The sequence below is a fragment of the Actinokineospora globicatena genome, from assembly GCF_024171945.1.
GTDB lineage: Bacteria > Actinomycetota > Actinomycetes > Mycobacteriales > Pseudonocardiaceae > Actinokineospora > Actinokineospora globicatena.
The window spans coordinates 837,968-852,171 of record NZ_JAMTCR010000004.1 but is presented as its reverse complement, the minus strand read 5'-3'; the positions used below and the strand labels follow the sequence as shown (position 1 = coordinate 852,171).

The following is a 14,204-nucleotide window of genomic DNA, read 5'->3' as shown; positions in this document are numbered from 1 at the left end:
CGCATCCGCCCCTCAGGGCATGTCGGCTAGAACGGGATTTCGAAGTGGACGGTCTGGAAGTGTTGCGGGTCGCCGTTTCCAGCGTCGTGGACTTCCTTGGCCACAGACCGCCAGAACGGCGCTGCGCTGGGGACGCGGGCGTCGGTGTGCAGGTAGAGGACGTCGTAGCCGCCCTCCCCCGCCACGAAACGCGTTGCCTCCGCCACGAGTTTCCTGGCTAGGCCGTGGCGTCGGTGCTCGGCGCGGACGTAGACCCGGAACAGTTGTGCGGTACGGCCTTGCGGGTATCGGTCCACAAGCCACTGCGGGTGCGGCGGGCTCTGCGGGAGGACGGCGCGGACACCTGTCGTGGCAACCACTTCGTCGTCGAGCACGGCGACGAACAGGGCGTGGCGGGGGTCGCGCAGGTACACGGTTTCCGGGTCGATCACATCCTCGTGCCACGGCGGGTTGTAGCCGTAGCCCAGTTCCCGATAGAGGGTGTCGAGCATGACGGACCGCGCGCCGGGGACGTCAGCCGGTGTGGCGGGTCGGATGGTGTAGGTCACGGGGTCTCGCTTCTGGTTCGGGGAGCGCCCGCGGTGACGCGGCCCTCGTGGAGTGTGACGACGCGGTCGGCGAGGTGGTCGGCGACCGCGTGGTCGTGGGTGATCACGACCAGGGTGACGCCGTGGGTCTCGCGGAGCGCGGCGAGTCCCTTGAGGACACTCGCGCGGGTGACCGCGTCGAGGCCGGTGGTGATCTCGTCGCACACCAGGACCCTCGGCTGGGCCAGCAGGGCCCTGGCCAGGGCGGCGCGGTGCAGCTCGCCGCCGGAGAGGGTCGCCGGTCTTCGGCGGGCGGTCGACTCGTCCACCCGGACCTCGGCCAGCGCGGCGATGGCGGCGGCCACACTGTCCGCTGTGGACATACCACGGAGCAGGGCGGCGGTGCGGGCGACCTGGTCGAGCACCGGGCGGCGGTGGTCGAAGGAGGCGCGGGCGTCCTGGAAGACGTACTGGATCGCGGCGAGGTCGGCGCGGTCGCGGGACCGGAGGGTGCGGGCGAGGGGGCGACCGTCCAGCGCGACGGTGCCCGCGGTCGGGGGGTGGAGTCCGACCACGCACCGGGCCAGGGTGGTCTTGCCGCTGCCGGACCTGCCCATCACGGCCAGGCACTCCCCCGCCGACACCGCGAAGGAGACGTCGTCCAGCACAACGTTGCGACCGTGGTGCGCGGTGAGCCCTTCGATGCGGAGCCGCTCGGCGCCGTGCTCGCTTTCCGCGGCGGATCGCACCGGTTCGACCAACAGCGCACGGGTGTAGGGGTGCTTCGGGTTCAGCAGCACCTCGGCGGCCCGACCTGACTCGATGACCTTCCCGGCCCGCAGCACGACAACGTGGTCCGCGAGCGCCCGCACGACGTCCATGTCGTGGCTGAGCACCACCAGCGCAACCCCTCTGCCTGCCAGCCTAGCGAACTCGGCAACGACCTCGTCGCGCGTCCCTCGGTCCAGCCCGGTGGTCGGTTCATCGGCAACCACGACCGCCGGATCGCACAGCAGGGCCTGCGCCAACACGAGCCGCTGCTGCTGCCCACCGGAGAGCTGGTGCGGATACCGGCCGAGCAACGACCTGGGGAACCTCGCAACGTCCACCGCCCGCTCAACGTCCGCCACCGGCGCCAGCTCGCGCAGCACCGACCCCACCCGCCGGACCGGGTTGAGCACCGCCCCCGGGTGTTGCGGCACGAACCCCGCGCGCCCCTTCACCCGCACACGCCCGGATACCTCGGCCCCGGCCGGAACCTCCCCCAACAACGCCAGCCCGGTCGTCGTCTTCCCACTCCCCGAGGCGCCCACGAGCGCCACCACCTCGCCTGGCCCCAACCCGAACGACACCCCGTCGACCAGCGCCCGGCCGCCGACGAACACCCGCAGGCCCGCTACCTCCACCACCTGGTCGCTCACCGGCGAACCGCCCGGTCGAACACCAGGTTCACGCCGATCGACCACGCGATGATCAGAACGGCGGGGACCACGACGGCGGCGGGGACCAGGAAGAGCCCGGACTGGTTGCGGTCCACCATCACCGCCCAGTCAGCGGCATCCGGGGCGACACCGACCCCGAGGAAACTGGCCGAGGCGACCAGGTACAGCGCCGCCGTGATCCGCACACCGAGATCCGCCACCAGCGTCGGCGCCATCGCGGGCACGACGTACCCGATGGCGAGGCGCCACCGGGTCTCACCCTGGAGCCGCATCGCCTCCAACGCCGGTCGGCTGGCCACCTCCAACGCCGCCGCCCGCGCGACCCGCGCGATGTCCGGCACCGTCACCACAGCCACAACGACCACCACCGTGCCATACCCGTGCGGCGCGATCCCGGCCACGAGGATCAACACCAACAACGACGGCACCGCCAACACGACGTCCAACGGCCGCATCAACACCTCATCCAACCACCGCCGCCGCGCCATAGCCGCCGTCAACGCCAACGGCACCCCCACCGCGTACGACACCCCAGTCGCGATCACCGCCACCAAGACAACCGTCCGTCCGCCGAGCAGAACCTGCTGCAGCACGTCCCGCCCGACAAAATCCGTCCCCAACACCCCACTATCAACAAACGCCCTCCCGCGCCCCACCTCATCCGGCACGAACAAGGGCCCGAACACCGCAACAGCCAGTGGCACCACCAACAGCACCACCCCAACCCCCCGCCACCCCTTCACGCCACCTCCCAGTTGTCCACAACCCACCCCGCCGACACCCGCATCCCCTTCACACACCCCGGTAAGCTGTACATCGGGGGCTGCTCAGGCCGGTTCGATCTTCACAACCGCTCACGCGGCGCTCCCGGCGCGAGGGGCCAGGCGGAAGGCGATGATGTCGGCGGCCAGGTTGACCAGCACGGTTGTCACGCCGAAGAGCACCGCAAGCCCTTGCACCACCGGCATGTCCCGCCCCGCGACCGCGTCCACCAGCGACGTGCCCAGGCCGGGGAGCACGAACACCGCCTCCACGACGATCACCCCGCCGAGCAGCCAGTCGGTGGTGCGGGCGAGTTGTTGGACCGCCGGGGCCAGGGCGTTCGGGAGGGCGTGGGCGTAGTCGACGCGGGCGCGGGTCAGGCCGAGGCGGCGGGCGTGCCGGACGTAGTCGCTGGCGAGGGCGTCCACCATGGCCGCGCGCACCAGGCGGGTGACCGCGCACAGCGGGCGGGCGAGCAGCACCAGCACCGGCAGGACGAGCACCGCCGGGTCGGCGAGCGGATCGGCGCCGAGCGCGGTCGGGGGCAGCCACCCGAGTTCGACGCCGAACAGCGCGACCAGGACGATGGCGAGCGCGAACTCGGGGACCGCGTGCAGCCCGATGGTGGCTGCGGTGACCACCCGGTCGACCCGGCCACCCGCGCGCCGGGCCACGAACACCCCGAGCAGCACCGACGACGGCACCAACAGCAGCAACGTCACCCCGGCCAGCAGCAACGTTGTCGGAAGCCCGGCCGCGATGAACTCGGTGACCGGCCGGTCGGACACCAGTGACGACCCGAGGTCACCGCTGAGCAAACCGCCGAGCCAAGTCGCAAACCGCTGTGCGGCGGGGTTCTCCAAGCCCATCGCGGAGCGGATGGCGGCAACACGTGCGGGGTCTGGGTTGTCCCCGGCCAACGCGACCGCCGCGTCGCCAGGCAGCGCCTCGACGAGCAAGAACACCGCCACCAGCACCGCGAGCACCTGGACCGACCCGAGCAGCAGCCTCCGACAGGTGTACCGGCCCAGGGTCACCGCAGCCACACGCGGTCGAACCTGGCCCAGTCCAGCGTGTTCGCGGGCGCGGTGGCGACTCCATCGACGGCCTGCGCCGTGCCGACCACCCAGTCCGCGAAGCCCCACACCAGGTACCCACCCTCGGCGTGCAGGGTGCGCTGCATCTCCTGGTACACCCCGTCCCGCGCCGTTTCATCCACAGTGGACACAGCCTTGTCGTACAGCGCGTCGAACTCCGGACGCGCCCACTTGGTGACGTTGGTCGTCGACTTCGACAGCAACCGTTGCGAGACGTGCGACTCGATCGGCATCGCGCCGGAGCGGAAGCTGGACAGGGAGCCGTTCTTCAACGTGTCGGCCCAGAAAGTGTCCTTGTCGCCGACCGCGACCTCGATGGTGATGCCCGCCTGCTTGGCCTGGTCGGCGAACACGGTCGCCGCCTCCACAAACCCCGTTGCCGCCTCAGAGGTGTTCAGCGCGACCTTGAGCCCTTCCGCGCCCGCTCGCTTGATCAGGAACCGCGCCTTGTCCAGATCACGCTCCCGCTGCGGGATGCTCTCGGCGTAGTGGCGGTACCCCTTGCCGTACAGGTCGTTGGCCACCTGACCGGACCCCGACAGCACCGACTCGACCAACTGCGGCCGGTCGGCCAGCAGGAACATCGCCTCGCGCAGGTCTCGGTTGTCGAACGGCGGCCGATCGACCTTCATCGCGAACGCCTGGATCCCGCTGTTGGGCGACCGCACGATGCGCACCCGACCACCCGACTCGTGCGCGCGGGCGGTGACCGGTGACAGGTCGTGCGCGTACTCGACCTGCCCGGCCAGCAACGCGTTGACGCGAGCCGACTCCTCGTTGGCCAGCACGAACTCGACCTCGTCCAACCTCGCCGCACCGTCCCAGTGGTCGGCGTATCGCTTGAGCACAGTGGACCGACCGGGCGTGAACGACACGAACGAGAACGGCCCAGAGCCAACCGGTCGCGCGAAGTCCTCAGTAGACTCTGGGATGATGTGAGCAGAGAAGGTCGCCAGAGCATTGGGGAACTCGACATACGGCCGGGTGAGTACGAACTCGACGGTCCGGTCGTCCACCGCGCGACTGGAGGTCAGGTCGATCATCGCCAGGCTCGCCTTGGCCCGGAAGGCCTTCTTCGGGTCCAGGATCCGGGCATAGCTGGACAGGACGTCGGCGGCGCGCACTGGTCTACCGTCGTGGAAACTGGCCTGCCGCAACGTGATCCGCCAGGTGGTGGCGTCGGCGTTGGGTTCCCACTTCTCAGCGAGCCGGGGTACCGGGGTCAGATCAGACCCGAAGTCCGCGAGCTTGTCGTAGAGCGCCTTGGACCTGGCCGCCTCGACGAACAGGCTGGCCATGTGCGGGTCGAGCACCTCCTTGGCGCCACCACCGGCGAACGCCGCCCTCAACCGCCCGCCCGAACGCGGGGCTGACGACTCAGTCGCTTGGGTACCGGCGCACCCGGCGAGGGCGAGACCACCCGCCAGGGCAAGGAAACCGCGGCGGCGCAGGGTGGGGAACGGGTCGGTCATGACGATCCTCCCAGGATCAATGGGGACGGGTGCGGGCGACCAGGTGCAGCCGGTCGCCGGACAGCGCGGTGGACAGGGCGGCGTCCGGGGTCCACCGGGTGTCGGTGCGCGGGCCGGGCTCGTCGAACAGGGCGAGCACCTCGAACCCGGCGCACTCCAGGTGCGCGCGCAACTCCAGCGGGAACAGCAGCCGCCACGCGGTCTCCTCGACCACCGGATCCGCCACCTCGGCCCAGGTCCAGATCCGGTGGCGGCGCAAGAGCTGGTGGGCGTGGTCGATCCACAACCGCGTCCGAGCGGTGTAGGCCACGCCCTCCCACGCGACGGTGCGGACGGTGACCTCGTTGAGCAACTCCGTGTTGCCCAGGAAGAACGCACCGTTGCGCATCTCGGCGACGAGGAGCCCACCCGGTGCGAGGTGCGAGTGGCAGTTGCGGAGGAACGCGCGCAAGTCAGCATCGTTGTGGCAATAGAGCATGGTGCTGTCCAGGCAGGTGACGACGTCAACGGTGCGACCGATGTCGAACTCGCGCATGTCGGCGTGCTGGAAGTCGACGCCGGGGTGCCGGGCGGCGGCGAAGGCGATCATCGACGCGGACAGGTCGACCCCGGTGACCTTGTAGCCGAGGCCGGCCAGGTACCCGGCGTCGCGGCCGGTGCCGCACCCCACGTCCAGCACCCGGCTCCCGCCGTCGAAGCGGGTGATCACGTCGTGCACGAAGCGGGCGGCGCGGTGCTCGGGGTCGGGGAACCGGCGCTCGTAGAGAGCCGGGTTGTCGGTCAGGAAGTTGCCCATGTCGCCGTCCTCTCCGGAATCCGCATGCCCGCCGCGCACACCAGGCCGACGGCCGCGCACACCAGGCACGCCCACCAGCCACCCGCGTCGCTCACCCAGCCGACGACCACCGTCGTCACCGCCGCGGCGGCACCGGAGACGAGGTAGAAGACGCCGAAGTAGGTGCCGGTGACCCGCTCGGCGCCGAACGCGGGCACCAGCTCGTAGACGAACGGCTGGGCGATCATGGTCCCCACGGCCAGTCCCAACACCGCGACGACGACCGCCGGAACCGACAGCGCGGGCCACAGGTACGACGCGGCGGGAGCCAGGAAACCCAGCCCCATGACCAACAGACCCACCGCGATCGCACGTTTGCGGGACACGTCGCCGAGCGCCCGGGTGATCCGAACCTGGCCAACCAAGGTGACCACAGTGGACAGGACAAACACCCCGGCAACACTGCCTGCCCACCCCGTCGCACGGTTGGCCTCGAACGGCAGCACCAGATAGAGCTGATTCTGCAACGTGAACAAGCCCGCAGCCGCGACCGTGAACGCCATGAACGGCCGATTGGCCAGGCACGCCTTGATATCCGCGAGTACCGAGGTCGGCGCGGCGGGGACGGCGCGAGCGGGCAGCACGAGCGCCTGGATCACGGTCAGCAACACGAAGATCCCAGCCGCCACCGTTGCCGATAGCCGGAAGTCGACGAGCAACAGTGCGCTGCCCAACACCGGCCCGACCAGCGCCCCGGTCTGGGCGTACACCGTGAACAGCGCGAATGCCTCGGCTCGGCGGGGTGCCGGGGTCTCGACGGCGATGTAGGCGCGCACCGCCGGGTTGAACAACGCACCGGCGACCCCGCTCAGCACCGCCGCCGCGAGCAGCACGGCGGGCGAGTCACCGACGGCGAACAGGCCGAACCCGAACGCCCGGACCGCGCACCCGGTGATGATCACTCCGCGCACGCCGAGCCGGTCAGCCGCGGTGCCCCCCAGCAGGAACAGCCCCTGCTGGCTGAGGTTGCGCACCCCGAGCACCACCCCGACCAGCGCGGCGGAGAGCCCCAGGTCCTCGGTCATGTGCGTGGCCAGGTACGGGATGAGCAGGTAGAAGCCGGTGTTGACGCCGAACTGGTTGACCAGGAGCACGCGCACCGGGAGCGGGAACGTCCTCACCGCCGCTCCAGGCCCCACCCGGGGCCGCCGCGCAGCCGCAGCGTGCCGTCCGCGCCGCCGAGCCCGGTCCACGGGTCGTCGGCCAGCAGAAGGTGGCCGTCGAGGTCGAGCCAGCGCGCGTACCCGCTCAGGTGCACGGCGGGGGCGATGCCGAGCGAGCTGGACACGAGGCAGCCGAGCAGCACGTCCAGGCCCGCTGACCTGGCCTCCTCGATCGCCGCGAGCGCCTGCGTGGGGCCGCCGAACTTGGCCAGCTTGATGTTGACCCCGTCCACCACGCCCGCGAGTTCGGCCACGTCGGCGACCGTCTCGACGTCCTCGTCGGCGATGACCGGGACCATCGACCGCGCTGTGACCCAGGCCAGCCGCGCGCGTTGCCCCGGTGCGATCGGTTGCTCGACCACGTCGACCCGGGAGGGCTCCATCCGCTCCAAGAGCCGCACGGCCTCGTCTGGAGTCCAGCCGCCGTTGGGGTCGACCATGATCCGCGCGTCCGGCGCCGCCGAGCGCACCTCCGCGACCCGGGCGACGTCGTCCGACCCGCCCGCCTTGACCTTGACGACGGTGAAACCCTCTTCCACCAACGCCTTGGCCGACTCCCCCGCCGGTTCGCCGAGCCCGATCGTCCGCGCGGTGGCCACATCAGTCCACTGTGGATGTCCGAACAGCTCGTGCGCGGGCACTCCGGTGCGCACAGCGGCCAGTTCCCACAGCGCGGCGTCCACCCCGGCCCTCACACCGGGATGGAGGCCCGCGACCAAGTCGTCGTCGAGGTCGGGCAATGCGGCGGAAACCAGGTCCAACTGGCGTACGACCTCCTCGGCGTCGAGTCCGTAGTAGACACTGGTGACGATCTCGCCCCGACCTGCCGCGCCGTCGTCGGACAACGTCACCTCGATCGCCTCGCGCTCGCTCATCACCGAGCGGGAGATGCGCAACGGTTCGGCCAGGCGCAACGTTGCGCGGGTCCAGTCGAGCTTCATGCCGGGACTCCCAGCGGGTCGGTGACCACCGCGCAACGCGACCACCCGCTCAACGGCGCGGCGGCCGGGTCGGCGACCTCGACCGGGTGCCCGGACGGCGGCCCGAGCAGGCCGCGTGCCTCGCAGAACCGGTCGTCGAAGATGGTGTCCAGGTAGCGGTGCACGCCATCGGGGAACACGGTGACCACGACGGCGCCTGGTTCGACCCTGGCCACCCAGGCGGCGACCATGGCGACCGCGCCGGTGCTCCAGCCACCGCTGACGAACCCGTCGCGCGCCAGCCGCCTGCACGCCGCAACGACCTCGACCGGGCCGAGCCAGTGCACCTCGTCGAACTCGTGGTACGCAACGTTGCGCGGGTGGATGCTGCTGCCGAGCCCGCGCATCACCCTGGGCAGGGCGGGCTGCCCGAAGATCGTCGAGCCGACCGCGTCCACCCCGATCAGCCGCACCCCGGGGCGGTGCCTGCGCAGCTCACCGGCCACGCCCGCGCTGTGCCCGCCGGTGCCGACGCTGCACACCAGCACGTCGATGTGGTCGAGCGCGTCGAGCAGCTCCCTGGCCAGCGCCGCGTACCCCTTGGGGTTGGCCGGGTTGTTGTACTGGTCGGGCCAGTAGGCGCCGGGGATCTCGGCCAGCACCGCGCGCAGCCGGTCGAGCCGGGCGCGCTGCCAGCCGCCGGTGGGGTGCGGCTCGGGGACGATCTCCAAGTGGGCGCCGTGCGCGGTGAGCAACGCGCGCATGACGGGTTCGAGTTCGTCGTCGACCACGAGCACGACCGGGTGCCCCAGCGCCTGCCCGGCGAAGGCCAGGCCGAGGCCGAGGGTGCCGCTGGTCGACTCGACGACCGGGGCGCCGGGGGCGAGCCTGCCGTCGGTGCGGGCGGCCATCAGCATCGACACCGCCGCGCGCGCCTTCATCCCGCCCGCGCCGAGGCACTCGAGCTTCGCCCAGAACCCGGCGTGCCGGTGCGGCAGCGGGGTGGTGACCCTGGCCAGCGGGGTGCCGCCGACGAGGTCGAGCAGTTCCGGCCTCACCGGGCCTCCCGGTAGCGGTGCAGCACGGTCGGGCCGCCGTCGAGCCAGAAGAACGGGTACGGCTCCGCGCACACGGCGGTGACCCCCGCGCCGAGCAGCCGGGGCAGCACGGCGCTGCCGGTCTGGGCGAACATCACCAGCGGCACCCCCGCCTCGACGGCCGCGGCGCGCAACGTTTCGAAGGAGCCGTTGCCGAGGGTCATGCCGGTGGCCAGCACCGCATCACAGCCGGTGAGGTCCGCATCGTTGCTGATCGGCTCGCCCCATTCGGTCGTACCACCTCGGAGATCGCAAGGCCGGTAGTCGATGCCACGTTGCCGCAGGTGGTGCAACAGTGAGTTCACGACGCCGACCACGAGCACACGCTGGCCGCGTCCTGCACCGAGCAGGTCGACGACGTGCCCCGCGCGCAACAGTGACTTCTCCAGCGACGTGCCCGGGTCGATGGTGACGTTGTCGGTCGCGTGCTGTTCGTGCGGTCGGGCGGCCATCAGGAACGCATCGAGCGCGGCGACGCGCACGGCGAGCACCGGGTGGTCGAGCAGTGCGTCGACGGTCGCGCCGACGCAGTCGTAGACCAGGTCGTCGTCAACGGTGCCCGGCTCGACCGCGCACGACCCCACGGCGCGACCGACCCGCAGGCTCACCACGTGGTTGCGGTAACCGGTGCCCCTGGTGTCGTGCCGGACGCCTTGCCGGGTCATGAAGCCGACGCTGATGGTCTCCTCGGTCGCGGCGCGGCCGAACGCGCCCGCACGGACCTGGTCGACCAGGTCGGTCACCACGGCGCTCATTCGGCGTACCGGACCTTGAGCCCGGCCACCAACTCCTCGACCCTGGCGCGCGCGCCCGACCCGACCCGGTCGACGACCATCACGTGCCCGAGGTAGGCGTTGTTGCTGGTCGGGTCACCCGCGGTGTGCCCGGCCGGTTTGACCGACCACTCCACGACATCGGCGGCCCCGAGGGCGTCGACCCCGTCGATCTCCGCGACCACACCCCGGTGCGGCGGCAGCAAGAACCCGACGGCGGCACTGCGCGCGCCGGTCGGGGTCGGGGTGACCTCCGGGGTCTCGCCGAGGGCCAACTGGACGTGCAGCATCGGCAGGTCGATCCCGGTGGTCCTGCGCACCAGCTCGGTGATCCGGTTGCCCGCGGGCCTCGGGTTGACCTCCACGATGCGCGGCCCCTTCGCGGTCAGCTTGACCTCGGTGTGGCCGACCACCCGGTCCAACCCCAACGCCTCGATCGCCGCTTCCGCGACGGCGCTGACCTCGCTGGTTTCCTTGTCGGACAAGGCCGCCGGGAACATATGTCCACTCTCGACAAACCACGGGGCGCCCACGATGGACTTGTCGGTCACCCCGATCACGGTCGTCCGACCGTCCACTGTGACCGTTTCCACGCTGAACTCGGGGCCGTCGAGCAATTCCTCCAACAGGACAGCAGGATTGCGAACCTGCTGACGCGCGTTGACCGGGAAGCCCGCCAGGGCACGAACGGCGTCGCCCAGTTCGGTCTCGTTGCGCACCACCCGCACGAACATCCCCGCGCACAGGTCAACCGGCTTCACCACCAACGGAAACCCGATCCGCCGCGCCGCCTCGACCGCCTCATCCCACCCATTGGTCACGGCGAACCCCGGCCCCGGAACCCCGTGCGCCTGGAGCGCCGCCCTGGTCAGGTCCTTCCGACAAGCCCGCTCCACCGCCTCCGGCGACGGACCAGCCCACCCCAACCGCTCCGCAATCATTGCCACCGTCGGCAAGTAGTAGTCGCACGAGGTCACCACCCCGTCAAACCCAAGCGCCCGGTGCAACTTCTCCACCCGCCCGAGCAACGGCCCGACCTCATTGGTCTCCACCGTGAGCACGTTGTCCGCCGCGAGCAACGGATGCGGCCCCGGCCCAGGACTCGACCGCAGGTAGTGCTGCATGTCCCTGGTCAGGAAACTGAACCCGTGCCCAGCCTCCCGCACCGCCCTGGGCAACAACCCACTCATCGCCCCGACCCAGCTCTCCACCACCAACAGGTGCCCCACCAACACTCCTCACCCCGCCCAACCCACACCGGCCGCCAACGATAACCATTGTCGACAACCCCGTATAGATCAGATCCACGCATATGTCGCATGTAGACCCCCAGCGGGCCGGACTACTCCCCCAGCCCCGCGCTCCACCAAGTCCCCAAGCCCAGTCCCAGCCCACCCGCCAACAACTGGCCAAGACCCGACGACGTTGGCCCTCATACCCCCGCCGACGACGTTGCCCCACGCGCTCCACCACGGCGCTGGTGCCAGGCCGGCTCGATGGGGTGGACTTGTTTTGTGTGGGGGGACGGTGCCCGTAGCGTCGTTCAGCGGACAGGGCCATGCTTTTGGGCCCCTGCTTTGCGGTCCTGCCACGGGTGTCGTAGGGGCCCCGCGCAAAACAAGTTCGCCCCATCGAGCTCTGCTCGAAAATCGCGCCTGTTCGATGCCGCAGGCGAGGCGTTTCCCGCAGCGAAGCGGAGGCCACGAGAGCCGGAGATCCCCCAGCTCAACGCCCACTAAACCACGGCCGCCAAGATCATCCCGACCCAAAGACCCCCGAATACACAGCCTACCCAAGGGGAAGCAAGGCCAGAGAGGCCGAAGTTCCACCCTGTGGATACCTCACCCCCCTGTGGATAACCTCAAACCCCCCGCAAAGCCCGGGCGCTCGCATAAAGGCACACCGCGGCGGCAGTGGCCAGGTTCAAGCTCTCCGCGCGCCCATGCAGCGGCACCTTCACCACGTCGTCCACAAGCGACAGCACATCCGCTGACAACCCATGAGCCTCACTGCCGAAAACCCAAGCAGTAGGCACAGCAAGAGAGCCGCTGTCAGTAGCAGCGTCCAGATCCAGGCTGGCGTGCCCATCAGCCGCCACCAAACGCAGGCCGGCGGTGCGGCAGGCGGTGAGGACGGTGGCTGTGTCGCGGGAGCGGGCGATCGGCAAGTGGAAGACGCTGCCGGTGGAGGAGCGGACGCATTTGCCGTTGTGGGGGTCGACGGTGTCGCCTGCGAAGAGGACGGCTCCGGCGCCTGCGGCGTCGGCTACTCGGGTGACGGTGCCCGCGTTGCCCGGGTCGGACACCCCTACCAGGACGGCCACCAGTGGGGGGCGGGCGGCGAGGGCGGACTCGAGTGGTTGGTCCACAAGCGAGCAGACGGCCACCAGGCCCTGAGGGGTCACGGTTTCCGACAGCGCGGTCGCGGCCTTGTCGGTGATCTCCGAGACGGGGACGCCCGCGGCGGTGGCCTGGGTGAGGAGGTCCGCGTTGCGGGCGGCCGCGGTGGCGGTGGTGAACAGCTCGTGGACCTCACCGAACGCCAGGGCCTCGCGGATGGCTTGGGCGCCTTCGGCGAGGAAGCGGCGGGCCTTGTCGCGGCCCTGGCGGCGGGTCAGGGCCCGAGCGGCAACGACCCGGGGTGTGCGTTCGGTGAACGGCACTGCCCCGGGTCGTTGGTCGTGCGTGCTCAGGAAGCGGCCTTGCCCTGGGTGCCCGCGTTGACGCGGGCGATCTCGACCAGCGCGGTGAACGCGGTCGGGTCGCTGACCGCCAGCTCAGCGAGGATCTTGCGGTCGACGTCGACGCCGCCGACGCGCAGGCCCTCGATGAAGCGGTTGTAGCTCATGCCGTTCTGCCGGGCCGCGGCGTTGATCCGCTGGATCCACAGCTTGCGGAAGTCGCCCTTGCGGGCGCGACGGTCCCGGTAGGCGTAGTTGAGCGAGTGGAGCACCTGCTCCTTGGCCTTGCGGTACAGCCGCGAGCGCTGGCCGCGGTAGCCGCTGGCGAGCTCGAGGGTGGTCCGGCGCTTCTTTTGGGCGTTGACCGCCCGCTTGACGCGTGCCACGGGGTCCGTCCTGTCGATCTAGTGGGCGCCGAGGCGCCCGGTGGTCAAGGGGGTGGGGTCGGCCTAGCGGGCCAGCAGCCGGTTGAGGCGGCGCACGTCGGGCTTGGCGACCTCTTCGGTGCCGGAGAGCCTGCGGGTCAGCGCGCTGGACTTCTTCTCCAGCTTGTGGCGCAGACCGGCCTGCTGGCGGCGCAGCTTGCCCTTGCCGGTGACCCGCACGCGCTTGGCGGTACCGGAGTGGGTCTTCATCTTCGGCATGTTCGATCCTCGTCGTCGTGCCGCCCGCGGGCGGTGAAAGCTCGCGGGCGGCCTTCGGGGGGTTAACGCTGACCGGTCGTCCCGGTCGGGGCCTACTCCTGGGTGACGCCCTCGGCCGGGGCCTCGACCACGGTCTCGGTGGTCTCCACGGTCTCGACCGGCTCGTCGGTGCCGACGTCGTCGGAGTTCGCCGAGGTCGACTTCGGCTTCGGCTTCAGGTTCTTGTGCGGCGCCAACACCATGATCATGTTGCGGCCGTCCTGCTTGGCCGACGACTCGACGAAGCCGAGTTCCTCCACGTCCTCGGCGAGCCGCTTGAGCAGTCGGAAGCCCAACTCGGGGCGGGACTGCTCGCGGCCGCGGAACATGATGGTGACCTTGACCTTGTTCCCGTGCTCGAGGAAGCGAACGACGTTGCGCTTCTTGGTCTCGTAGTCGTGGGAGTCGATCTTCGGCCGGAGCTTCTGCTCCTTGATGACGGTGAGCACCTGGTTGCGCCGGGACTCGCGGGCCTTCTGCGCGCTCTCGTACTTGAACTTGCCGAAGTCCATGAGCTTGCAGACCGGCGGGCGCGCCGTGGGGGCGACCTCGACGAGATCAAGATCCGCTTCCTGCGCCAGGCGGAGCGCGTCCTCGATGCGGACGATCCCGACCTGTTCGCCGTTGGGTCCGACGAGTCGGACCTCCGGCACGCGGATGCGGTCGTTGATGCGTGTCTCCGTGCTGATGGGGCCTCCTTGGTCCGGTAATGCTGTCCGGCGGGGCCACCCGATCACCTCGGGGCACCCTGCC

Annotated in this window: 15 protein-coding genes; all 15 read right to left on the bottom strand. The window is 70.5% G+C overall.

Translation table 11 applies throughout. The features are described 5' to 3' along the window. Positions 1–26 precede the first annotated feature (26 nt). Positions 27–548 (bottom strand): GNAT family N-acetyltransferase, encoded by a 522-nt coding sequence (locus LV79_RS22750; protein ID WP_253840207.1) that lies wholly within the window; start codon positions 546–548, stop codon positions 27–29. Continuing rightward, positions 545–1,948 (bottom strand): ABC transporter ATP-binding protein, encoded by a 1,404-nt coding sequence (locus LV79_RS22745; protein ID WP_253840206.1) that lies wholly within the window; start codon positions 1,946–1,948, stop codon positions 545–547. Before LV79_RS22745 ends, LV79_RS22750 begins: the two co-directional genes overlap by 4 nt. Continuing rightward, the gene (locus LV79_RS22740) at positions 1,945–2,589 is read right to left on the bottom strand and encodes an ABC transporter permease (RefSeq protein ID WP_253840204.1); all 645 of its coding nucleotides are present in this window, start codon (positions 2,587–2,589) and stop codon (positions 1,945–1,947) included. Before LV79_RS22740 ends, LV79_RS22745 begins: the two co-directional genes overlap by 4 nt. 234 nt (positions 2,590–2,823) lie before the next feature. Continuing rightward, the gene (locus tag LV79_RS22735; RefSeq protein ID WP_253840203.1) at positions 2,824–3,777 is read right to left on the bottom strand and encodes an ABC transporter permease; all 954 of its coding nucleotides are present in this window, start codon (positions 3,775–3,777) and stop codon (positions 2,824–2,826) included. Further along, positions 3,765–5,300, bottom strand: coding sequence for an ABC transporter substrate-binding protein (locus LV79_RS22730; RefSeq protein ID WP_253840201.1), 1,536 nt, complete (start codon positions 5,298–5,300; stop codon positions 3,765–3,767). Before LV79_RS22730 ends, LV79_RS22735 begins: the two co-directional genes overlap by 13 nt. Positions 5,301–5,316: 16 nt before the next feature. Further along, positions 5,317–6,096: a class I SAM-dependent methyltransferase gene (locus LV79_RS22725; protein WP_253840199.1), complete on the bottom strand. Its 780-nt coding sequence runs from the start codon at positions 6,094–6,096 to the stop codon at positions 5,317–5,319. Continuing rightward, on the bottom strand, positions 6,081–7,256 hold the full coding sequence (locus LV79_RS22720; protein WP_253840197.1) for an MFS transporter: 1,176 nt from the start codon (positions 7,254–7,256) through the stop codon (positions 6,081–6,083). The genes LV79_RS22725 and LV79_RS22720 overlap by 16 nt, the downstream gene beginning before the upstream one ends. Further along, positions 7,253–8,239, bottom strand: coding sequence for a dipeptide epimerase (locus LV79_RS22715; protein WP_253840196.1), 987 nt, complete (start codon positions 8,237–8,239; stop codon positions 7,253–7,255). The genes LV79_RS22720 and LV79_RS22715 overlap by 4 nt, the downstream gene beginning before the upstream one ends. Then, positions 8,236–9,276, bottom strand: a complete 1,041-nt coding sequence (locus LV79_RS22710; protein ID WP_253840194.1) for a PLP-dependent cysteine synthase family protein — start codon at positions 9,274–9,276, stop codon at positions 8,236–8,238. The genes LV79_RS22715 and LV79_RS22710 overlap by 4 nt, the downstream gene beginning before the upstream one ends. Further along, positions 9,273–10,070 carry a Rossmann-like domain-containing protein gene (locus LV79_RS22705; protein WP_253840193.1) on the bottom strand — a complete coding sequence of 266 codons (798 nt, stop codon included), beginning with the start codon at positions 10,068–10,070 and terminating at the stop codon, positions 9,273–9,275. The genes LV79_RS22710 and LV79_RS22705 overlap by 4 nt, the downstream gene beginning before the upstream one ends. Then, on the bottom strand, positions 10,067–11,317 hold the full coding sequence (locus LV79_RS22700; protein WP_253840192.1) for an ATP-grasp domain-containing protein: 1,251 nt from the start codon (positions 11,315–11,317) through the stop codon (positions 10,067–10,069). The genes LV79_RS22705 and LV79_RS22700 overlap by 4 nt, the downstream gene beginning before the upstream one ends. A gap of 632 nt (positions 11,318–11,949) precedes the next feature. Beyond that, on the bottom strand, positions 11,950–12,750 hold the full coding sequence (locus LV79_RS22695; protein ID WP_253840191.1) for a TrmH family RNA methyltransferase: 801 nt from the start codon (positions 12,748–12,750) through the stop codon (positions 11,950–11,952). A 26-nt stretch (positions 12,751–12,776) separates the two neighbouring features. Continuing rightward, positions 12,777–13,154, bottom strand: a complete 378-nt coding sequence (gene rplT, locus LV79_RS22690; RefSeq protein WP_253840190.1) for a 50S ribosomal protein L20 — start codon at positions 13,152–13,154, stop codon at positions 12,777–12,779. 63 nt (positions 13,155–13,217) lie between these two features. Continuing rightward, a complete protein-coding gene (rpmI, locus tag LV79_RS22685; RefSeq protein WP_253840189.1) occupies positions 13,218–13,412 on the bottom strand; it encodes a 50S ribosomal protein L35 in 195 nt (64 codons plus the stop codon). A 92-nt stretch (positions 13,413–13,504) separates the two neighbouring features. Further along, positions 13,505–14,188, bottom strand: a complete 684-nt coding sequence (infC, locus tag LV79_RS22680) for a translation initiation factor IF-3 (protein WP_253840188.1) — start codon at positions 14,186–14,188, stop codon at positions 13,505–13,507. Between the last annotated feature and the right edge of the window lie 16 nt (positions 14,189–14,204).

Bases quoted from the DNA above. Each gene is read 5' to 3' on its own strand.
- LV79_RS22715 (WP_253840196.1), bottom strand. From the start codon at position 8,239: ATGAAGCTCGACTGGACCCGCGCAACGTTGCGCCTGGCCGAACCGTTG.
- rpmI (WP_253840189.1), bottom strand. From the start codon at position 13,412: ATGCCGAAGATGAAGACCCACTCCGGTACCGCCAAGCGCGTGCGGGTC.
- LV79_RS22730 (WP_253840201.1), bottom strand. From the start codon at position 5,300: ATGACCGACCCGTTCCCCACCCTGCGCCGCCGCGGTTTCCTTGCCCTG.
- LV79_RS22725 (WP_253840199.1), bottom strand. From the start codon at position 6,096: ATGGGCAACTTCCTGACCGACAACCCGGCTCTCTACGAGCGCCGGTTC.
- LV79_RS22705 (WP_253840193.1), bottom strand. From the start codon at position 10,070: ATGAGCGCCGTGGTGACCGACCTGGTCGACCAGGTCCGTGCGGGCGCG.